General features: G+C 59.4%; 13 protein-coding genes. 4 read left to right on the top strand and 9 right to left on the bottom strand.

Annotated features, from left to right (window positions below; genetic code table 11):
- Positions 1-89 precede the first annotated feature (89 nt).
- On the bottom strand, positions 90-1265 hold the full coding sequence (locus FDK12_RS07790; protein ID WP_137369044.1) for an HNH endonuclease: 1176 nt from the start codon (positions 1263-1265) through the stop codon (positions 90-92).
- Positions 1266-1448: 183 nt separating this feature from the next.
- Between FDK12_RS07790 and FDK12_RS15460 the strand changes: the two genes are divergently transcribed.
- Positions 1449-1694 (top strand): DUF664 domain-containing protein, encoded by a 246-nt coding sequence (locus tag FDK12_RS15460; protein WP_137369043.1) that lies wholly within the window; start codon positions 1449-1451, stop codon positions 1692-1694.
- A gap of 438 nt (positions 1695-2132) precedes the next feature.
- Here the strand turns inward: FDK12_RS15460 and FDK12_RS07780 are convergent, their stop codons facing one another.
- From FDK12_RS07780 to FDK12_RS07760, 6 genes are all read right to left on the bottom strand, one after another.
- Positions 2133-3959 carry a hypothetical protein gene (locus FDK12_RS07780; protein ID WP_137369042.1) on the bottom strand — a complete coding sequence of 609 codons (1827 nt, stop codon included), beginning with the start codon at positions 3957-3959 and terminating at the stop codon, positions 2133-2135.
- A 1-nt stretch (position 3960) separates the two neighbouring features.
- On the bottom strand, positions 3961-4437 hold the full coding sequence (locus tag FDK12_RS15455; RefSeq protein WP_411266152.1) for an ABC-three component system middle component 2: 477 nt from the start codon (positions 4435-4437) through the stop codon (positions 3961-3963).
- A complete protein-coding gene (locus FDK12_RS07775; protein ID WP_137369041.1) occupies positions 4434-5438 on the bottom strand; it encodes an ABC-three component system protein in 1005 nt (334 codons plus the stop codon). Before FDK12_RS07775 ends, FDK12_RS15455 begins: the two co-directional genes overlap by 4 nt.
- Before the next feature lie 198 nt (positions 5439-5636).
- The gene (locus FDK12_RS07770) at positions 5637-9026 is read right to left on the bottom strand and encodes a Swt1 family HEPN domain-containing protein (protein ID WP_137369040.1); all 3390 of its coding nucleotides are present in this window, start codon (positions 9024-9026) and stop codon (positions 5637-5639) included.
- A gap of 1 nt (position 9027) precedes the next feature.
- A complete protein-coding gene (locus tag FDK12_RS07765) occupies positions 9028-11784 on the bottom strand; it encodes a DUF1156 domain-containing protein (RefSeq protein WP_137369039.1) in 2757 nt (918 codons plus the stop codon).
- 167 nt (positions 11785-11951) lie between these two features.
- Complete coding sequence (locus tag FDK12_RS07760) at positions 11952-15362, bottom strand: helicase-related protein (RefSeq protein WP_137369038.1); 3411 nt, start codon at positions 15360-15362, stop codon at positions 11952-11954.
- A gap of 121 nt (positions 15363-15483) precedes the next feature.
- On the opposite strand from FDK12_RS07760, the gene FDK12_RS07755 reads away from it, so the two are divergent.
- The gene (locus tag FDK12_RS07755; protein WP_223263163.1) at positions 15484-18141 is read left to right on the top strand and encodes a DEAD/DEAH box helicase; all 2658 of its coding nucleotides are present in this window, start codon (positions 15484-15486) and stop codon (positions 18139-18141) included.
- A gap of 594 nt (positions 18142-18735) precedes the next feature.
- Here the strand turns inward: FDK12_RS07755 and FDK12_RS07750 are convergent.
- Entirely contained in the window at positions 18736-19128 is a 393-nt protein-coding gene (locus FDK12_RS07750; protein ID WP_137369037.1) for a hypothetical protein, read from the bottom strand.
- 652 nt (positions 19129-19780) lie between these two features.
- On the opposite strand from FDK12_RS07750, the gene FDK12_RS07745 reads away from it, so the two are divergent.
- Positions 19781-20032, top strand: coding sequence for a hypothetical protein (locus FDK12_RS07745; RefSeq protein ID WP_137369036.1), 252 nt, complete (start codon positions 19781-19783; stop codon positions 20030-20032).
- A 97-nt stretch (positions 20033-20129) separates the two neighbouring features.
- Positions 20130-20867, top strand: a complete 738-nt coding sequence (locus FDK12_RS07740; protein ID WP_137369035.1) for a DUF4238 domain-containing protein — start codon at positions 20130-20132, stop codon at positions 20865-20867.
- Positions 20868-20920: 53 nt separating this feature from the next.
- Here the strand turns inward: FDK12_RS07740 and FDK12_RS07735 are convergent, their stop codons facing one another.
- Complete coding sequence (locus tag FDK12_RS07735; protein ID WP_189636296.1) at positions 20921-22186, bottom strand: serine/threonine-protein kinase; 1266 nt, start codon at positions 22184-22186, stop codon at positions 20921-20923.
- Positions 22187-22279: the final 93 nt, after the last annotated feature.

The following is a 22279-nucleotide window of genomic DNA, read 5'->3' as shown; positions in this document are numbered from 1 at the left end:
ACGTACTAAGGGGATTTCTGTCATATGTTCCCTTGTCCTCGTACGAACCTCCGCTGGGCACTCCCGGGTGTCGACAGTAGGGAGGTTCGTCATGAGTTGAGCGGGTGACGCTGCCATGTCTGCCAAGCCCGTTCGAGGGCTTCTGGGTGTGGCTGCGCGCGTAGGTGCTGGAGGTTCTGTTTCGTGAATCCGAACTGTGCAGCGGCTGGACCCTTTCGGCTTGTGTGGACGGCGAGGGTTTGCGGATTGATTGCCCAGTAGCCCCGGTCGAGGGCGAGGTGGTGGTTGGCGCATAGTGGGAGGCTGTTGCGGGGGTCATCGGACCCTTTGTTCTTCTTCGGCACCAGGTGCGCGGCTTGCACGAGTCCGGGTATGTTCATGGTGCAAACCGCGCACCGTTCCTCGTATCGTGCCAGTACCGCAAAGGCGAAGCGTCGCTGGTTCGGCCGGGTCGCACGGAGGGTCTGTGCTGTGCCATTCGGCGTTTCGTCGGTTATCGAGAAGGGATTCTCTGCTGCATGGTCGGGTGGTATTTCGTCATTGGTGAAGGTGACGAGAAGTGCCTTCAAGTCATCGTTGAAGTCTTCGATATAGCCGCGGTACACGGTCTTCGTTCCACGGGCAGCGGTCGTGTTCACGAATACCGGCATACCGAAGGTGTAGGCCGCTCGGGCGGCTTCAATCTCTGAGCGGTCTCGGCCGGGGGCGTTTGTTGATGGGAAGTGGTAGACGACGCCCGTTTCGGTGAGCTCGTCCTCGTAGGCCGTGCCTGTGTGTAGGAAGGTCAAGGCAATACCGGCTGGAGAGACCGCGCTGACGGTTCGCGTTTTATCTGCGTAGATGCATCGTTGCCCGCTATGGAACCCCAGCTCATTGACGAGCTGCGGTCGAACTTCGGTCGGGCCGCCCTTGGCTCGCAGTTCTTCCCACATGCGAGCTCGTCGCGATCGTTCCGCGCCGAGGCTCTCGTCTTCGATCGTCATTTCACCGCGTCCGGCCGGGGTAAGCCTCCACCGCTGGTCAGGCGAGGGATGAGCCAAACCTTCACGAACCATCCGGCTGTATTGAGTGGTTGTCCGTTTGCGCCAGCGAGGCTCATCGCCAGCAGCGCTGGGGAACGGCTCGTGATCCTGCGGCGTCCACGAGAAATCTTCGTAGATGCGGTTAAGCGCAGAGGTTGCGGTGAGAACGCCGGTGGGTTCTGCGTTGAGTACAGCGAGAATGCGGCGGCGCAACTCGGGATGCTGGGTCAGGGCGGGAGGCATAAACGAATGATGCCCTGCAATTCGAGGAAAACGGGGTAACCGGACCAGCGAGACACGCCGCAGGAAGCACGCGATCGTCGTAGCGTTGCCGCCCTTAGGGGCTGGTAGGTCAAGTCTGAGACGCTTACTGCCTCATGGATGATGGTCGGACGGTACTCAAAGTGATGTGAGGGACAGGGGGTTATGGGCCTTTGTTGCGCCGTTGGCTTGGGACGGGAGGATCTGAACGGTCGGCTGCCACCATCGACGGTGACATTGGGTGGCCTGCTGAAGCATTTGGCTTTGGTCGAGGACGACTGGATCCGGATGATTTTCCTGTGCAGGGACGAAAAAGCCCTGCAGTCGTGGCGCAGCGCGCGGTGGGATGAGGACCCGGATTGGAAGTTCCATCGTGCCGCTAACGATTACCCCGAGTACCGGCACACCTAGCCGAGTAAGCGATGGTGGTCGGGTAGCCGCATGATGCAGTGGAAGACACCGGCGTCACCATTGAGCAGTCCCACGCCGGCGGATACCCCGAGGCGGTACTCACCGGCGTCGGGGCTATGACCAACGCACGGACGAGAGCACCGAAGACTATTACGCGCGGGTACTGCGACTGTGGGATATCGCGGACGTACTTGAAGTTCCAGTGACCGACCTACTCCTCGCACCGGATTCGTCAGCCAAGAACATGCCATACCGGGGCGGCCGGCGACCCATGGTCCGGTAGCCCGGAGAAAGTTTGAGCCACTTACCTTTCCGCAATTTGCCCCAGCCCGCGACGTACTCTTTAGTCCCAAGTTCCTGCTAGGGCCCCCGAATGCTTGCCGGCCGCGCGTTAGGGCCGCAGGTTGGTGCAGGTCTTTTCGTTGATCAGTGATTGATTCAATCCGTTGTCATCGGGAAGAACCCATATTGTCCTACGCCCTCGAGGTGCGTGAACTGGACATCAATTGTTTGTTCACCTAGCTCCTCGAGCGGGTCTGTGTTTTCCATGATGATGACTTGGCCGTCGAAATTATGCTGCAGATCATTGTAAAAAGCTGTCGCCACATTCCGGTCAGGCCCTTCTGTTTCCGACGCATCCGGTGCGCGGTAGGTGATGAGTGGCGAATCGAGGACGATGAATCCCGGATGCGGCAGGTCACGATCAAAGCAGTATTGCGCGAGAGCAACTGTGAAGGCTGCATGGAGAAGAGATCGGACTCCCTTGCCGTGGGCGGAGCGTAGTTGCTCTGCGGAAACAATATCCTGTGCCGTCCGGTCGTAACGCACATGCGCCCAGTCAGGGAATCCCCAAGCTTTGAGTCTTTTCGCTATTTCCTGGGAGAACTCATTGATGGGACGAATGTCCATGCCGGAGACAGCATCTGTAACCCCTGTTGTCACCTCGGTAGCAACTTGTAATCTCAGCGCGCGGAGCTTTGCAACTTGGTCGTGCAGTCCAATTACTTGTTCGAGTGACGATCGGGCTGCCAGCAAGTCACTAAGGCCCACCTCATGGGGACGAAGAGATTTGTCCAATTCAGCGAGTATTTGGGCTTGTCGCTCGATTTCTTGCTGCAGCCTACGAGCCTCGTCCTGAAGGCCCTGTTGGTTTCTTTCCAGATCGCCCAGTGTGAGCAGTAGGTCATCGAGCAGTTGGCTGGTCTTCTCTCTTTCTACACGGACAGACTGGTCAAGGTGTGTTGTCTCACCATGGTGGACGGCCTTGTGCTGGTGTTCTGACTCAGCGCCACAGAATACGCACACGCCGTTGGTGAAGTACCCGAGGAGGTTTCCAGCTTCTTTGATTGTGTCTAGCCTCGCCAGGTCCGATTCGTACTTGCTTCTAAGAAGTGTGAATCGCCCGCTGAGAGCCGACGTTTCCGCGGCTCTCAACTTATTTGCCCTCAAACGAGTTTGGTTTCTAACCCTTGAACTCGCCACGAGATCTTGCTGCTTCATCCACTCCTGCAGTGACGCTGACTGATCTTCGATCGATTTGGAAAGCCGAATCAGTCGAGTCTGAGCTTCGTCAACGTCGGGTGCGCCGTCAAGCCGTTCAGTCACATCGCCGATAATTCGGTCAACAACGTCAACCTTTGCGGCACTCAGTTTTCTCACTTCCTGCTGAGGAGCAACCTCCTCTAACCCAGAATCATCTTCGTTCTGTAGCAGGAGCTTCAGAACAGATAGCTCCCTCGTTTTCGTTGTGTATCTTCCCTTCAACGCAGGCGGTGTTTCAGCCTGCATCTGTGATTCATCAACGATGGTGAGGTGGGCAATGTCGCGAAAGCTTAGAGAAGTCGTTGCGTTATTGACGTTGGTCCGAATCCTACTTCCAGACAGCCCGAGCTCATGCAAAAGGTAGCTGGACAGGCTGGACTCTCCGTGTTTGGGAGCCAGCCATTCATCCGGTGCAGGCACGGGCCCCTTTCGGATGTCGGAGTGATATAGGCCGATTCGTCGGGCGCCTCTAACGGATCGTTGTAACGTCACTGACTCTCCCGATGAAAGGACAAGACCTAGCAGGGCATCTGAGTACCCTGAGCGCTCTGGTATTTCTTTGAGTCCGCCACTTCCAAGAAGGAAGTCAATCGCATTCACGATGAAGGACTTGCCGGTGTCTGAGGGGCCCCGCACCAGAGTCATCTCAGGGCCGAAATCAACAGACGCGGGTGGAACATTCGTACCAATGAAGGTCAGGTGGGTTAGCTGAAAACTACCCATATTATTCATCCTCGGGCAGGTGCGTGACGGTGAAAAACTCCTCGGTCCAGTTCCCTAGAACGGAGCGCATTCGATTCCGAATTGAAGCTTCATCAGCAGGCAAGAGGAGTGCGACGATCCACTTTGCTCGCTCGCGAAGACCGCTCGCATAGGGCGTTTGCAGGAGTGTGGTGAAACCATGAGCCTCCTCGCTCGCCCGGAACTGGATGCCTCGGGTGTCAAGGGCTAACTCGGTTAGGTCGGACCTAATGAGGATCTGAAGGCCCTCCTCGATTAGCTGTCGCTTCATCGCAAGTTCCCCCGAACGAGCAGGGAGTGGTGGATGGAGGCTGGCGGGCCCGCCCAGGTCGGCGCTATTCAGGACTCCGTGGTCGAGGAGCACGAGGCTACCGACATCCAAAGCTTCTGGATACGCCTCGGTTAGTACGAACAAGGCACGTAACCCCACTTCTAGTGGGCTGTTCAAGACTTGAATCATGACCCCGTGACCCAGACAAGTTGGTCTTCGTTCGCGAGCTGGTGGCAGATGCCTTTTCTGTCGTCCATGCTTGAGACCGAAATCAGGGCATGGGCGCTGAGGTCCAGTTGCCCCACGAGGGTCAACACTTGATTCAAGCGAGCATAGCCTGTTGGATGCTCCGCTTCGACGACATCGATCACTCCGCTGTGAATGTCGCCCTGCAGCATTTCGAATGTGCCTTCCGGAACGCTGTCCCGGGCATAGAGGCGAAGAGATTCAGCCTGATAGAAGCGAATCCTTTGGCGGAGGAAATGCTTTCCAAACTCTGGATCTTCGCCCACAGTGCTGGGTACGAACGCATGATCCGGACGCCTTTCGGAGTAGACGTCGATAAGTTGCTCTACATACCGAGTCTCCGCCTGCGCGATGGTTGCTGGCGGCGCCTGTCCAGGTGCTGCCCTGTCGGGCATCTGTCCGCCGAAGCGGGCCGCGTGGTATCGAGTTGTTGAGTGGACATCAAGTGCTTCCGCAAGCTCCACCGACCGGAACATGGAGAAGTCAATTGAGTCGGCGAGGGCGGACACTGCTATGAGTTCAGCGCTTGAGAGTTCTCGAACGAGCCGGTTGTTAGGGTCCATGTGTGCCCGGAACTCTTCCTTCAACCGTGTCGGCGAACTCAGAAGCTTATTCAGCCCTGATCCGCAGCCCTTTGGGGCTAAAAATCTGTATGTGTCAGGGAGCGTGTAATGGCCGGCGGCAGTATGGTGGAGGACCTTCAAGATTTCCGGCAGAGCATTTCCAAGAGTCAGTGCCTTCGCGTAGTGCTTGCCTTGGAAACAATCCCATGGCCCGTCGAATCCGTCAGCGGTTTTGAAGGCAGCGACATCTGCCCCTCGATCGTTCGCGCCCCCAAATCGCTTGGTCTGGACGTATTGCTCGTCGAGGCCGGTTGCCCACTCACTAATGAACTCCTCCCACTCATCCGGAGAGTAGAAGTAGATCTGCTGCTTTGGGGGCATTGGAGCGCCAGTGAAGGGTCTGGGACTGCCGCTCACACTTCCGGGAGCGGCTGCGTCCACAAGAACGGGAGGGGTGAGACGCCCCCCAATAGGTTCAGAAATTTCCGTCACGCGCGGATTCCCCATCACTATTGCTGTGTATAACGGTCGTTTGAGTAAGCGTAGGACGTTTTGGTGCCGCTGCTTAGAGAAACACCCTTAGGTCTCCTCAAATCCGGACTGATCGAACTTAAGGGTTCGCGCGTTTTCGGAGACAGTGCGAATCTTGCACTCGCTGAAGCCATCGCTGTCTGTTGCTTCGATCTCGATCCGGACAACGAGGTCAGTACTCTTGCCCGCACGTAGATGCGCTATGACTTCCTCGGCGATGTTCTTGAAGTCGAGCGCAATCTTGTCCGCATTCAGCGTCTTGACGCCGTAGAAGCGCGTCGGCCCGGTATTGTCCGGCGGCTGCGGCGAAGCGGGCCCGGCCGGAGCGACCAGACCGCGGGAACCTACGGGGGCTTGGGGGCCAATCCAGCCAGAAGGCTCGGTAGTCTCATCAGTAGTGGTTCGGGTAGAACCTTGCTCTGCAGCACGCTGCTTCTCAGCGATGTCGGGTTTGACGAGAAGCAGGGAATCACTCGCCGCCGGCGGAGCCACGGGGTCGGCTGGAGTCCAAAGGCCGACATACCGGCCCGTTGAATCGTCATAGCTGGCAGCTAGGGCGAAAGCGTCAGTCTGCCAGATCATGGGCATGTCGACGATCCCCGAGTCCAGGACGCTCCTGTCGCGCAGACGTGGCATATACGGGTATTGGCTATAGAGACCCCAGAGGGCGCCGAGAGAGACGTGACCGTCCTTCCAGATCTGTGGCACCTTGCTGATCGCCAGCCGGATCGTGGCTGCAGCCTGACGGGTGGAAAGGTCGCCGTCATTCCCAAGCCGACGCGAGGCACGGTCGGGGAGTGATTCAGACTGTCCTTCGACCTTGGTCTCGCGGATCAAGAATGGTGCGCTGGCCTCAGGCTGGGCTGGGACCAAGGCCCAGGTGAAGGTTTGCAAGAGACGCGAAGTGACGGTCTGGTTCGCCTGGGCCTGGCGTTGTGCTGCTTGGTTCTTCTGGTTCTGGGTGAGGTCGAGGTCAGCTTCGTTTACCAGGACGTGAGTCCAGCCGAGATAGTCGCGGGTAGCTGTATCGAGCTCCTCCAGTCTTGCCTCGTCAGCAGCAAGGTAGACCAGCATGTTGCGATGGGTCCGGTTAGCGCTTCCGCGTTGTTCGGTGGCCCTCTGTGCAAATTCCTTGGCGACGGATTCCGTCCCTCGCTTATGAGCTACCTTCGGGTGAAGAATCACCAGTCGGGCCTCGTCCGTGTCTGGGATGTCTGCGTTGGTTTCGGGACAGACATGGACTCCGCCGAAGTCGCCGCGGGTCCTGGCTTGGCTTTGGAGTCGCTTGACGATCTCGGCCCAAACATCTTCTTTATGGAGGCGCTCAGCCTGGTCCTTTGCTGTGCGGGTGATGTTGGGCTGGAGGTCGTACCAGTACTTGCCTGAGCCTGAGTAGAAGTATGTCGCTCGGTCTCCCAGTTGGGTGAGCGCAGCGTGGAAGTTGCCGGGAACATCGCCCGGGATTGCGGTGCCGACGAACACCCGTTGAGCCCCGATGCCCTTGTGTACGGAGCCGGGGGCAACGGTTGGCGCAGCACCGAAAAACACGGTTCGCGCGAGGCGTTTGGTAAGGGCACGTTGCCCGAACAATGGTTTTTCGGTGTCGATGCGGGCCGGTTCCGAATTTTGCCCGTCGACATCGGCGTCGATGGTGGCCTTCCATGAGTCCTGAAGATACTGAGTGAGTTCGGCATTCACGTTGGCGGTCGCCAGCGGGATCGAACCTGGCATGATCAGCGGAGAGGCGTCCTCGCCGATCCACAGGGCGTGGATCACCGTGCTCATCAGCCGTAGTACGCCGCGGGTTCGCTGGAACCGCTCCAAGGAGGACCATTCCTCGTATAGCGTGTCGAACAGCTCGGGATGGACCGGGTAGGTCTGCTTAATCCGGTCTTCGTAGGCCGGCTCGCGCGCTTCCCGTGGGAAGTCGTCCGTGTACTTGCGGTACATCTCAACGTAAGCCTTCGCAGTGGCTCCAATGGAGGCCAGGGCTGTGGCGTCGGCCTGCTTGAACAGGCGCTGCTTGACGATGTGATAGGCCTCGTCCGAGGATGCGGGACGCCACTGGTCGGCGACCCTGCGCACTACGTTCTGGAGGCGTTTGAGAGCCTCCAGCCCATTGGCGCCGCCGACCTCCTCGGCGTTCCCCGCGGTGAGCATTCCGCTGTCGTTGCCGCCCTCGGAAGCCGGGATCGAGATGGCAAGCAGAACACCTGAGGTGCCTTTGCTGGCTTCGGTCAGGGACTGAGCGAAGGTGAATTGGTCGTCGAAGGTGCCACCCGCCAGGTCGTCGCGGCCTACCAGAGAGCGGGCGTAGGCGACCCACTCGTCGATCAAGATGACTGCGGGGGAGTGAGCCGCCAGCAGGTCATGAAGGGCGGCACCCGGGTGGGTGCGGTCGGCATCCGATTTGGCAACCATCGCAAAGGCCTCGGCGCCCCCGAGCTGCCAGGCCAGTTCGCCCCAGATCGTGTTGACCTGCGTGCCGTCGTCCTTGATCACCCCCGACGGGCTGAAGTGGTTGCCGACAATCGCCACACGGTTGATCTTTGCACCTGTGTAGCCATTAGCGCTCAGCAGTTCCTGGGTCTCCTGCGGGAAATTCCCGACGGGGAGGCCGGCCGCGACATGCCATAGCGAGAGCATCGAGTGCGTTTTGCCGCCACCGAAGTTGGTCTGGAGGTTAATGACCGGGGAGACGTTGTCGTCGCCGGAGAAGCGTCGCACTGCGCGACCAATCAAATCGCGCAGGCCCTCGGTCAAGTAGGTGCGTCTGAAGAACTCCACCGGGTCGGCGTAGTCCGAATCGACCTCGCCGCCTGTTGCGACTTTGTAGAGGTCGGCGGCGAACTCCGAGGCATGGAAATTGCCTGTCGCCACGTCATCATGCGGCTGGAGCACCTCGCGCCATGGCTTCAGGCCTGAGGCTTCGGGGTTCGTCACTGCGGCCTTGAGGACCTTCTTGTCGTCCTTGTCTGCGGTTACACGACGCAGGTTCAGCCGGATACCACGGACCTCCTCCGCCTCAGCTGTTGCACCGACCAACTTCAACAAACGTTCCCCAGTGTCGAGGGAGCGATAGGCATCATCGTCGGTGAAAGTGCCGTTGTGTGCCCAATTGTTGCGCACCTCGCGCAACTCGATCGCGAACGACTCACCAGCCTTGCCGAGGGTTTGGTTGAACGGATACCAGCCCTGCTTGTAACCTCCGGTGATGTTGCCTTCGGTCAGGATACGGAATTGGACTTGAGGGTCCCGTGGGTCATAGACCTTCCCGGCAGGCACTCCGCTTTTCAGATCTTTGCCTTGGACGAGCTTGGTCCACTCAACGCCCATCCCGGAATTAGTCTGACCGATTACGGCCGAAATGAAGTCGTCCAGTGCCGGAGCCATCACCTGAAACATCTGGTCGATCCTGTCGCGATTGCTCAGAGCCACCTTAGTCCTCTCCGTCGAAATTGAAAGCGTCTTGTGTCGTGGTGGGCTTTTTCTGCGTGCGAGCGACGTTGAGGATCTCTGGCCAGCTCGCCACAAGGCTGTTGAAGGCCAACGCCTCTTTGGTCCATCCCCTGCCTTCAGCAATGCGGAACAACAGGTGAGCGAGTTCCTTGACTAGATCCGCATCGATCGCGCTGTCAGTCCTGTTGAGCGCCTCCTGGAGGAAATCGCCCGCCGCCGCAATACCGTCGCGCTCCAGCACCTTGATCAGATGGTGGAGCGCCTCCCAGTTGCTGGTGTGCGAGTCCTTGAACACGTCATAATCCCATCGCAAGTCAGCAGACTTGATGAGCTGTACGTTGCCCGCTCGGCTCGTCAGGATGCCTTCGCGATCCAGGGCATCGACGTTGGTGTTTCGTGCACGAGCAAGGTTGTCGGCGTCACCGAACTTGCCCACGCCGTAGCCGTGCTGGCGGTACCAAGCGATGGCGAACCGACTAGTCGCATCGAAATCACCTTCTTGCTCATTGAGCACCTGGTCTAGGACGCCGTTGATACGTGCCAGGGCCGATCGAACGGTCATCTTGCGTCCGTCCGGCTCAAGCACGGCTCCAAATCGGCTGAAAACGGCCATTCCGGGGCCTATCGCCGCCTGTGGCAAATCGACTGGAGCAATTTGGCCCTGCTGCAGTTTTCGCAACGCATCGGGCAGCTCGGCCTCTAACGCGGTGATGAATCCGCGTCGATCCGTAGTCGGGGCGTCGGGCTCCCGCGGTCGGAGCGAGAGAACGATGGATGATGCGAGTGCGTTCGTACCCACACTGATCATTCGCCCCCCGCGCTCGCTCCGCATAGGCCAGGTCGAGGTGATCTCCCATCCGGATCGAATCATTCCTTCCAGCAACGTCTCCCAACCAGTGGAAGCCTCACCACGGTCATCGACTTCACTCTGCTTGAAGGCGTAGTAGACGGTTATCGGGTAGTCGGCAAAAGCTGCCGTTCGAGCGTGCGCAAATATCTGCCGGAATCCATCTTCGAAGAACTGTTCTGCCCCATCCCGGCCGCCGTGCCGGTATGGGTTGGCTACGAGTTCCCCGGCTTTAGGCACTAGCATCGTGGAAAGCAGATCTGAGTGAACGGTCCGGAGGGATCTGCGGAGCCAGACATAGAAGAAGTCGGAGAGATCCGAATATCCGATGTTGTCGTAGTAAGGCGGGTCAGTGCTTATGAGCATGCCGTCGAAGGATCGGGATCCGGCATCTTGTTGACTTGCCTCGCCAACACCGTTCGGTGCTATGTTCGCAAGCGCTTTCGACATGGTTGCCAGGGCGACGCCGACATCGCCGGCTGCTCCTGCGAATGGCGACACTTCGACAAAGTCCCAGGCCATCGGGATCGCTTGCCGAGCGAAAAGGTTTCTTGCCTGGTCGCGGGAATTCGACCAAGTCACAATTGAGTTCATGAGGTCGGTCGTTCGGCTGACGCCTAAGCCCAGGTACGTGGCAATGGCATCGGCGTAAGCAGACTCACCACCGTCGGCCAATACCTTCTGCCTCGCCTCGGTCACAAGGTCACTGAGCGTCGTTAGCGCCACCAGCTGCCGATTCGTGAAGAGATCCGACCACTTGTTCATGCCGTAGGCCTGAACGCGGAAGCTCGGCGCTTGGGGAGGAATCGAGGCGTCAGGGGCATCATCCGGTCGCCGCACGTCGGCAGCAGACATCTGTTCGTCACTCGCCGAAACGTAGGTTCGCTGACGCTCCCCTCCAGCGACGACTCCCATCAGCTGATGCCCGAGGCCTCTCGCGCGCGCTTGAGCGCGAATGTACTTTAGATCGACTGCTGAATCACAAGCGACACAGCGGGCGCCATTACGACCGACAGTGCCTTCCTCGCCCGGTCTTGGACCTCCAGCCTTCCCCAGATGAACTTGGAATCGAACAGCCTGGCCACTAGGGGTTGTTGCATCGGAAACAACCGTCGGGACGACATAGGCCTCATTCCCCTTCTTGGTGCCCAACCACCACGATCTAACAAGAGGCATTTCGATGCCGCAGGCAGGGTTCGGGCACGTAGTGGTCCGTGCCCAGAGCCAAGCGATGACTTTTGACTTTGTGCCGTCACTCATTCGCACCATTGGATAGAGGTGACCGATGCGCTTCTCCGCTTCGGTGCGCATCCACTGGCCGTACTCCCGGACGTCCGCAGCAAGGCCCTCGGAGCCGGACCATGAACGGAACTCGGAGTCGGCGCGACCGGGAAAAACTGGCGGCTGGTTCCGGAACTTCGGCGGTATTTCGATCTGGGCCTTGTTGATGAGAACAGCGACCGGGTTCAGGTCAGATGCATGTGCCACTAAGCCAAGTCGCTGAGCTTCTAGTGGGATGGTTCCACCCCCGGCGAAGGGGTCGAGAATCTCCGGCGGTGCGCCGTCTGCCGATTTGAGGATCTCGGCGTGGGCCTCGGCGAACAACTTGTCGTCTCGGATGTTCTCCCAGACCACGAGTCGCTCGATCAGGTCGTGCAGCCGTTCGCGCTCCTTGCGTTGCAATTCCTCGGTTGGAAATTGCTCGGGGTGCGCGCTCGGGTCGTCGACTAGTTGGGCAAAAAGGACTGCGCGTGCCGCAGCGAGAGGACGGCGCGCCCACCACAAGTGCAGCGTCGAGGGGTGTCCGTGCCGGATCGATTTCTCGCGCGCCGACTCTCGGTTGATCGCCTCGAGAGGCAGCGCCACCTCGATCAATTTGCGTTTCTGCACTTACCTGTCGACCCCTCTGAGTCCGGAGTGGACTCGCCTATGCGACCGCATTCGCGGTCGCGATTTCCCGACTAACTCTAGTGGGGCCAAAGACAGAATCAGTCCACACAGAAATGTGATGGTTAACGGGCAGTATGCGGGACTAACAGCAACTCACGCTCTCCTCGTCAGAAGGGTTCGGTCCCCTTTGCCCACATCTTGGCCCAGTCGCCGCGGATGCCGGTGGCGTCGAAGTCGCCAAGGTCGGTCGTGGCGAAAGGATTGTCGAGGTAGCGGACTACGTCGTGGTGTGCTCCGCGTTGGTCTACCCGGACGAGGGCGAGACGGTAGCGAGGGACGGCATTCTTACCGGTCATGACTTCGTTGTGGGTGATGAAAAAGTCGTTGGCGCCATCGATGCGTGCTTTAACTTCGATCCGGTAGGTGTCACCGTTCGCTGCTGTGGAGAGGATGTCGAAGCCGGGGTTGTTGAACGCTTGCTCAACGGGGTGCCGACCCAGGCCGCGTTCCTGGGCCATCACAAGGTCAACGCCGCGACGCTCGACCTCTTTGGTCTCTTTGGCGTGAATAGGGGCCGTGGGTGGAAGCTCGTCCTCGAGCATGGAGACGGGTAGCACGAGCGCCGCGGTCAGGATATGCGGAGGTTTGGTGGACATTAGGGCCTGCTGGTCGAGCAGTTCCAGGCGCTGGCGCAGGCGGAGATCCAGCTCGACGGCCTTTCGGTTAAGACTGTCAGAAGATTCCTTTGCCTTCTGGCCGGCACGCTCGTTCTCTGCCGCGACAGCGGCGTCAAGAAGTAATCGGTCACGTTCACTCTCGAGGCGGTTGCTTACGAGTTGCCGGGTCTTGTGGAGTTCGGCGTGACGGCGTGGCTGGATTTCGGCAAGGTAGTCCGGGAGGCGGTTGGAGATGATCCAGCTCTTGGCTTTGTCTTCGGCATGTGGCAGCCAGGGGAGCTGCCGTGCGGCTGTGGTCGCAGGGGAGTTCGGAGCTGCGACGCAGTCCAGATAGGGTGCGGGGCCCGCGGGGGTGACATTGCCGTAGCTGTCGACGTTGGCGTAACCGAAGCGCCTGGCCACGCTGGCGCCGGTGGCATCAGCGACTTCTTCGATGACCCCCACTAGGAGATGGGGTTCTTCGAGAGTTGACGAGACCAGGACTGTTCCCCGGTTCAGGGAGCCGCCGAACTGGCGTATGGCTTCATCCATGGCGGCGTCGTGTAAAGGGTGGCCGGGAGCGAGAAGATCCGCGCGGGCGAGCCCATCGGGCTGCACGTACGGCAGATCAAAAGTAACCCTGTCGTATCTGGTCGCAATCGGACCGTGCTTGCTGGAGCGGAGGTGGACCGGCACATTCGCGATCTCGTAGCGCCCCTTCTCCCGCTTGACGATGCGTCCGCCGAGCCTGGTGAAGGCGGCCTTGAAGGCCAGCTCGATATAGTGCGGCTGGAGCCGACGGGCTCGGGCTTCGTCCATCGCGGCACGGAGCGCAGCGAGATCTGCCTCCGCGAGGTGCTCGGAGGCGAGGGCTCGTTCCTCAAGGAGTTCTTTGAGGCCGTCACCGACGCTGGCGTTGATGACCTCGTGCATCTTGGCCTTCACCTCAGGCTGCTCGCCGTACTGGATGGCGTCCAGGAGCAGAGTGCGTAGCGGGGTCTCACTGAACGCTTCGCCGAGGACGTCGAAGACCTTGCCCCCGTACGCTTTGCGCTGTTCCTCGATTTTGTCCAGCAGGCGAGTGAAGACCTCGCCCTCGCGGGTGTTGGCGGCGACGAGGTTCCAGAGACGGCAGACCTCTTCCTGGCCGATACGGTGGACGCGACCGAAGCGCTGCTCAATCCGGTTCGGGTTCCAGGGGAGGTCGTAGTTGACCATCAGGTGTGCGGCTTGCAGATTGAGGCCCTCACCGGCCGCGTCGGTAGCGAGCAGGATCTGGCAGTCCCGGTTCTTGGTGAACTCCTCGGTAATTTGGCGCCGCTCGGAACGTCGCACCCCGCCATGGATAGCCCTGACCGCATCGGGTTTGCCGAGCAGCGAGCCGATGCGGGCCTGGAGGTAGCCGAGGGTGTCCCGGTGCTCGGTGAAGATGATGAATTTGCGCGGTGACCCGTGGTTGTCTGTGATGAGCGCGTTGTCCTGAAGGATGGTGGACAGTTCAGCCCACTTGCGGTCGGTGCCGGCGTCGCGGACATGCTTCGCTGTGTTCACCAGCCCGGTAAGTTCGACAAGTTCTGCGTTGAGTTCTTCGACTGTTTGGGCAGCGGTCGCCGCGTCAACGAGCTCTTCTTCCAGAGCTTCGGTTTCCTCGGCGTTGAAATCGTCAGCGTCCAAGCCGTCCAGTTCGATGCTGGGTTCGGACTCGGTGTAGGTTCCGTTGAGGATTTCCTGCTTTTTGCGTTCCAGGCGTTCGGAGCGGCGCACCAGGCTCTTATAGATTGCCTCTGGACTCGATGCGAGACGCCGTTGGAGGACGGTGAGTGCGAAGCCGACGGTGTTCTTGCGTTTGCCGCCGACTCTGTCAGCGCGGTTCATGCCTTCACGGACGTAGCTCGTAACCTGCTCGTAGAGCTCGTACTCCAGCGCGGTCAGCTGATAGGGGACGGTTTCGGCAATACGCTCCGGGAAAAGCTTCTTTCCCTCGAAGGTCAGCAGGTCTTCTTTGACCATCCGGCGCATCAGGCCACTGGTGTCGGCCGTGGCCCTGTTCTTGCCTTCGAAGCGGTCGCGGTCAAGCAATGTCAGGAACAGTTGGAAGTCTTCTTCCTTACCGGAATGCGGGGTTGCCGTCATCAGGAGGAGATGCCTGGTGATCTCTCCGAGTAGTTCACCGAGCTGGAACCGCTTGGTCTTCTCCAGCTTGCCGCCGAAGTAGTGGGCCCCCATCCTATGGGCCTCGTCGACAATGATCAGGTCCCATTCGGTCTCTTTGAGTTGGGCCTGGAGTTGTTCGTTGCGTGAGAGCTGGTCCATCCGCGCAATCAGCAGCGGGTTGGATTCGAACACGTTGAAGTTGACGTTGGCGTCGATCAACTGGTTTGTCAGCAGGTCGAAGCGCAGCCCGAACTTGAAGAACAGCTCGTCCTGCCATTGCTCCACCAGCCCGCCCGGGGCGACGATCAGGCACTGTTTCACGTCGTCCCTGAGGATGAGTTCCTTGATGTAGAGCCCGGCCATGATCGTCTTGCCGGCACCTGGATCATCAGCCAGGAGAAATCGGAGCGGAGTGCGCGGCAGCAGTTCGCCGTACACGGCTCGGATTTGGTGTGGCAGGGGCTGCACGTCGCTGGTGGCCACGGCCAACATCGGGTCAAATAAGCCGGCCAGGGAGATTCGCTGAGCTTCGGCCACGAGTTTGAAGTCACCTGCGCTGGCATCGAAAGCGCGGCTGCCGGTCTGCGCGACGCTCAACGCGTCCTGGTCCTTGCGGAAAACGACCTGCTGGCCGAGGCCGCCGGCCGCCGTTTTGTAGGTTAGTTCGAGGGCGTCCGCGCCGTGCCACTGAGCGGCGATGACCGTGATGACCTCGGCGGGAATCAATCCCGCAATTCTCAGTCCGGTTTTAAGCTCTTCCAGCAGCATGATGGGACCTTCCGATTCGACAGTCGACTCACCTTACCGGACCCGTCAGACAAAGCATCACCGGATCGTCGGTGGCACTGCACTAATCTTTGCAACAACACCTAATCAATGAAGGGCCGCCGTGGAACGAGACGAACGTCAGCGACTCCGTGTTGTCTCTGAAGAGGCCACACGGTGGCTCGCCCAAACTCGCTCAATTCTGGCTCACCGCTCGATGGTGGAAAGGGCAGGTGACGAGGCCGTCGCCACCCTTCGCAGCAGAACTGTGGAAGTGCGTTGTGACGACCGGCCCGCCTGGCGAATCCTGCCCCTACGTCCCACTGACACGGCCCAGTTGGCTTGTGCAGCACGGCAAGCCCAGCTTCCAGCCGTTAGCCCGGAGGAGCGCAGAGCGCTCCTTAGCCTGACGACAGACGTCGCGGCTGCCATCGACGACGCAAAAGCGATCCTTGGTGCACGCCGGTTTTTCCTAGGCGCCAAGAGCCGGGAAACCGGCGCCAGGGCTGCCACCTTCCTAAATCAATACCACAATTGGGCTTTTGGGGCCGCTGTCCCTCAACTGCTGGATCGCCTCGGCCGACAAAGCGGCACTCCCTCGACGATTCCACTTTCCGCAGCCCTGGCCGATTCTGTGGGGGTGGGTGGCCGGCTTGATGACCTTGGCAACAGCCAGCACCTGCTCCCAGCCGCAGCCGTCGCGCACCTGCCCAATGCTGTCGAGACCATCAATGCCGCCTTACGTGAGGAAGAACGCTTCCGCAGCGCTGCTATTGCCGCCGGCGAGGCCGTCCGGAAGCGCGAGGTCCGGCGACTACTGGCCGACATGCCCGTGGAACGACTTAAAGAAGCGACGCGGGATCGTTTGCGCATTGGGCCGCTGACAGAAGCAGGCCTTAGCACCGTCCAGGCCGTCCTCGACCATGGGGCCCAACTGTCACAGCTTTCGGGGATCGGCGCAACGACTGGGACGCGAGTGCGCGGGGCGGCGCAATCGCTTTGGCAGACAACATACGAAGAAACGCCCGTCCGAATCGATATCAAGAACCGCATCCCTGAAGCGAGTGAGCTACTTCAACGGCTCGCCGCTTGGGACGCAGTACGGCAGACCAGGACTGCGAGCGAAGACCTGGCGCTGAAAGACTCTCTGACTCCTCTGGCTCAGGCTCTTGATCACCACGTCGCGCACGTTATCGTCCTAGCCTGTGAGCGCCCCGTATCGGAATTTACCCGAGCAGTGCAGGCGGTCACTCGGCGCTCCGCACAAGTCGCGTCAACAGAGGCTGCGGCTATAGCTGAGGATCCTTGGGCCGACTTCTTCCTTCGGCCAGCGGACTACTTCGCGCTTCTCGCCGAACTTGGCTTCATCACCGAGGATGACCAGAAGGCTCACGGCGACCTCCCTGACGATATTGTGGAGGCTGTACGGAGGCTCGAACTCGATACGCAGCACTTGTCAGCGTCGCTGCGTGGCTACCAGAGCTTCGGCGCCCGGTTCGCCCTCGTTCAGCGCAAAGTGATCATCGGCGACGAAATGGGCCTGGGAAAGACCGTTGAAGCACTCGCTGTGCTCGCCCACCTTCGTTCCAAAGGGGTCAACCACTCACTCGTAATCTGCCCGGCCGCTGTCGTGACCAACTGGGTGAGAGAGGTCCGCGCCAAGTCCAAGCTCCGGCCACACCGTGTGCACGGGCCCTCACGGGCGGCAGCGGTACGCAACTGGCTCCGCAACGGTGGGGTTGCCGTGACCACCTTTGAAACCCTTGCATGGTTTGAAACCCATGTTCCTGATCTGGTTACCCTCGGATGCGTCGTAGTCGACGAAGCGCATTACATTAAAAACCCCTTTGCCCAACGCTCCCAGAGGGCTGCGGCGATGATCAGCCGGACGGAGCGCGCCGTTCTCCTGACTGGAACGCCATTGGAGAACCGCATCGACGAGTTCCGAAATCTTGTTGGCTACCTCCGGCCCGATCTCGTAGTTGACGGCGGCGACCTGGCACCGCACCGTTTCCGGCGCCAGGTCGCGCCGGCCTACCTTCGCCGCAACCAGGAGGATGTTCTCACCGAGCTCCCCGAGAAGGTCGAGACAGACGAATGGCTCCCCTTCTCGAGTGAGGACATGGCCGCTTACGTCAATGCCGTTGCGGCGGGGAATTTTATGGCCATGCGCCGGGCCGCAATAACGAGCGGCGCCAAGTCCATGAAAATGCGACGCCTCGTCGAGATCGTCCAGGAAGCTGAAGACAACGGTCGCCGGGTCATCGTGTTCTCGCAATTCCGCGATGTTCTTGACCAGGTCGCCCAAGCCCTCCCCGGCAGGGTATTCGGTCCGCTGACCGGATCCGTGCCAGCCGCCGCTCGACAGGAGATGGTTGATCAGTTCTCAGCCGCGGGACACGGCGCAGTGCTTGTCTCCCAGATCGTCGCCGGCGGGGTCGGTCTCAATATTCAAGCAGCCTCAGTGGTCGTAATTTGCGAACCGCAACTCAAGCCAACGACAGAGTGGCAGGCGATCGCACGGGCTCGACGCATGGGCCAGCTGGAGACAGTCCAGGTCCACCGACTGCTCTCCGAAGAGGGCGTCGACCAGAGAATTACCGAGATCCTCGCTCGAAAGCAGCAACTTTTCGACGATTTCGCCCGCGTCAGCGAAACAGCCGACAGCGCCCCTGAAGCCTTCGACATCTCCGAAGCAGAGCTGGCACGTGACATCATCGCCTCAGAACGAGAACGCCTCTTCAGTCAAAAGGCAACAGTTCCAAGCGACATTTCGAACTGACAGTCAGGGTCGCACCCATTCCTAAGGCTCATGTTCGGAGCGGGACTACTCGGCTGCTACCGACCCGACAAGTCATCTATCGCTGCGATGCCGCTAGACGGCTCCCTTGGATCGGCGTTCGAGTGCAGCGGGGCCTCTCAGGCAGAATGGGCTCACGTGCGGCAAATACACGATGTCCAAGGCCACGGGGGACCTTCTGAGCTAGTTTGAGGCCAAAGAGGTCGAGGGAAGCCGGCCGTCGAGCTGGATCATAGCGCCCACCCAGACTGCGCCGATCGTGGGTCGGTTCGCCGAATCCCCACAATTTATACGGCTTGCGATGCCGCCAATAATGCACCCCGCAATGAGGTGAAGTGGGCAGTTGGGTACAACTCTCCAGCTTTAACAGCCGTCCTGGCTAGCCTAGATGTTCTCCTGCAGAGATAAGAGACAGGCGGGCCTCATCACTGATGGGTTGCAGAAAAACCTTATTGTCCTCGGAAAGCTCACTCCCCGGCTGTGGTTCTTCAAGTTTCTGAGCTCGGAGTCTCCAGCCTTCCGGGGTCGGCTCGTAAGCTGCCATATGCCGGAGGAACGTAGTATCCGCCTTCTTGCTCAAGAGGGCCATGTCTGTCTTGCAGGATCATCGAAACGTTTTTCTGCTGCAGCCTCATCGAGCTTGACCCGCTTGAGGAGCTTTAAGTCCTCCTCCGTATAGCCCGACCCCACATTTGGCTGGCGGGACGACGTGATATTCGAGACGCCCCTCGCAGCACGCCAAAGGAAAATAAAGCCGGCAATCAACGGGAAAAATAAACCGACAACATAGCCAGTAAGTGGGGAAGGCGATCCTTGCTGGATAAGCATTGCCGGTACCACCAGCGCGCCAGATATTCCTCCCAGGAGGAAAAACCATCCGCGCGCTCTGCAGTACCGAGGGTCCTCACTGAACTTTCTGGCGTGCTCAAAAATTGTAGCGGTGACGCCAGTGGCAGTGATGACAGCCATGAACTCTAATGCGAATGGATTCATATCTTCCCCCAGAAAGACGCGTGAGGACCGGCGCAGTCGTCTGGTCCAGAAACCACCTTACTCAGCACCGAAGCGGAAATGCGTCGGGTCCCGTCGAACGATGGAGGCGACTTGGGCTGACTGCGCTAAGACATTCACAAGAGCGCCGATACTCGGTTGGTGAACACACCGCACTCGACTTCGCCTCGCATAGAGGCGTGGCTGGGATTTATTGAAGAGCATGAGCAACATCTGCGTCGTGCAGACTCATTCAAGGTCGCTGCAGAACACCAAGTAGAGTTCCAAACTCTGTATGGCATTTGTGAGCAAGCGATACGCTATGCGGGCGCATACGTCGTTCTATACCGCGCCGGGCGCTCTCGTGAGGCTGTGGCCGTCGCTCGGCGGGCCCTTGAGCACGCCTTGACGGCACAGTGGGCGCACTTCGACGAGAGTGGCCCTGACCAGTTGATTGAGGGGTACCACCATTCCCGTCAACGCGCATTCCGAGCTGTTACGGAATACCTAAACAGACCGCAGGATGAGATGCACGCGGTTCTCGACTCGGTTACGAGCAAGGGAAAGCGGCTGATCCGCGTTACAGACATGATCAGTCAGATCGACTTCAACGGCACCCAAGACCGCTTACATGCAGCAGTCGCAGATCATTCACGTAACAGGGGAGACGGTAACAGCCTTCTTGGACCTGGACGACGAGAAGCAGTTCGTAATTCTGACGGAGGCAACTGACCCTTACGAGCGCCAAACGGCACATTTCACAGCGATGGCAACGATGTTCGCCTCATGGGTGCTTGACTCGCTTCGAGTCGGCACACCTGGTCTTGCGGAGTTGGATCACCTTTCCGATGAACTTGTTCTACCGCTGAACGTGCGTGCTTGATCTGGCGTCTGCCACGAGACCGACAGGAATCGACCAGTCCGCACAAGGGGCTGGATCGGGTACCTTGAGATGCGGGGGGGGGGGGTGGGGGTCGTTCATGGCCGTAAAAGAAGACGATGTTAAAAACGCACACATGGTGTCGAAGGGCTATATCCGCGCCTGGGCAGACAGGAGGAACGTCGTCGACGTGCTCGATCTTCAGGACGGCCGCGGCTATCCCTCGTCTTATCTGAGGGCCACAGTCGTAAGCTACGCCTACGACCCCAATGTCCTCACTCGAAACCTTGAGCGAGACTACTCACTTATTGAGGACGCCGGCACTCCGGCTCTCGTTAAGATGCGCGAAGGGAAACCGTTGACGACGGCCGAGGCGCGCGCCGTGATCGCCTTCTTGGATATGCACCTTGACCGAGGACGATATGCGGATCGAACCAAGGTCCGAGCCCCCGCCGTCGTACTGAGAACAGACGGACGGATCGAACATACTGAGCTTGCCCTCGGGGACGCGTTGCTCCTGGCGCAGTCCTTACAGGAAGTCCTCAGGCTGACCACGCTGGGACTGGAACGGTGGCCGTGGCAGGTGCGGGAGGCAAGGGGACTCGCCACCGGAGATGGTGCGGTCCTGCTCTGGCCTACAACGGACGGTGCCGAAATCTCTACCGTCTCCTTCCCAATCTCCCCCACCCAACTACTGGTGATCGGAGAAGATCTCCCAGACGACGTACCTCTTAATCCGCTGCTTGCAGAGAACAGCAAACGGTGGATCGTCGGAGCTAGGGGATCGCTCGATTTCAGCAAGGCTGCGGTCATCGCGGCTAAACGATCTCAGAAATGATCTTGCAGGCAGTGAAGCAGGCCTAGCCTCGTTCCGGGACCTGGTCTAAGTTGTTACTCCTGCAGGCGCTGCAGGAGTTCGCTTCTACTTTTCGAAGGCCACCTGCCGCTGGCCATCGACTTAAAAAACGCCCACGTATCGGTGGAGTTATGCAAGGCAACTTCCATTGCCCGTTGTGCCTGCCCATTCAAGTTATCGAGCCAATCGAGGATGGCCGTCGCTGGTGTGTACTGATCCATCCATGCCGTTGCATGAAATAGCGCGGTTGCAACATGTGTGGCGTCCTCATGTTCACCGTTGTTCACCAGAACCCGTAGAACTCTCACCACCCAAGACAACAAGGGATCCACTTGGGACTTCATATCCAGGCCGCTGTGGTCTTCGCGCAGATTATCCAAAGCATCACTGACACCCATGACTAGACCTGGGCGGTCCGCCTCAAACCATGCGTCGACCCGTGACTGATCGAGTTTTGGGAGTGCATTGACAACTTGGTTGCGCCGGTTTGCCTGACTGACGTAGGCACTAACCTGTGGCCAATTCCCGGTTTCGAGAAGAGAGCTGAGGCTGGTGGTACTCGCCGCGGCTGATACCTTTACAGCCTCCAGAAGAACATCCAGATTTGGGTAGCGGTTAGTCGGCTTTGGCGCGGTCGCTCGTTTGAGTATCGCACTGAGCTGGGACGCGGGCGGATACTCAACGTAGCCGAAGGTCGGGTGTACTCCGGTGAGCATCCAGGACACGATGGCGCCCGCCGCATAGACGTCGGAGGCGGCTGTAGTTTTATGCCCATCTTGATACTGTTCGGGCGCCGCCCAGCCGTCGGATCCGGTCAAGCCGCCATCCGCAGTTAGTCGTGTCCTGGTGAGCCCGGCAGGGTTCCTGACGATACCGAAATCGGCCACAACCCATCGCGCACCTTTCTCATCCACTAGCCAAAGGATGTTCTGCGGCTTTAGATCACGGTGCACCTGTCCGGCGAGATGAAGCGGACGAAGCGCTGCAGTGATCGCCTCTAGGACGCGCAATGACTCGTCAAAAGAGGCCGGCAGGGTGTCCTTCTCCTGGTACAGCGTCTTGGCCGCAGCTGGCATGGAGTACCAGCTGGCTGTGTCGTCGAAGTCGAGCAGCGGTATGACATGGTGACCCGCCGCGTCCCTAGTCCCCTCGATCTCACGCTTGAAGCGGCGTTCACTGTGGGAGTCGCTGGCCGCGAGCTTTAGCACGACAGTCTCACCAGAGGGGTTTTTGGCGCGCCAGACTTGAGCCGAGGAACCTTCATGGACCTTAGATGTCAACTCATAGCCCTCAGGTATCACAGGTCGGCTCCCGCAGTTATTGAATCCATCCCTCCCAATTTAGTAGCCAAAGTCAAGATGACGAGGGTTTTGGTTGTTCCGCTAAGGATGCTC

The sequence above is a fragment of the Arthrobacter sp. NamB2 genome (assembly GCF_005281365.1).
GTDB lineage: Bacteria > Actinomycetota > Actinomycetes > Actinomycetales > Micrococcaceae > Arthrobacter_D.
The sequence above is the reverse complement of the archived record's forward strand: the minus strand, read 5'-3'. Positions and strand labels throughout refer to the sequence as shown.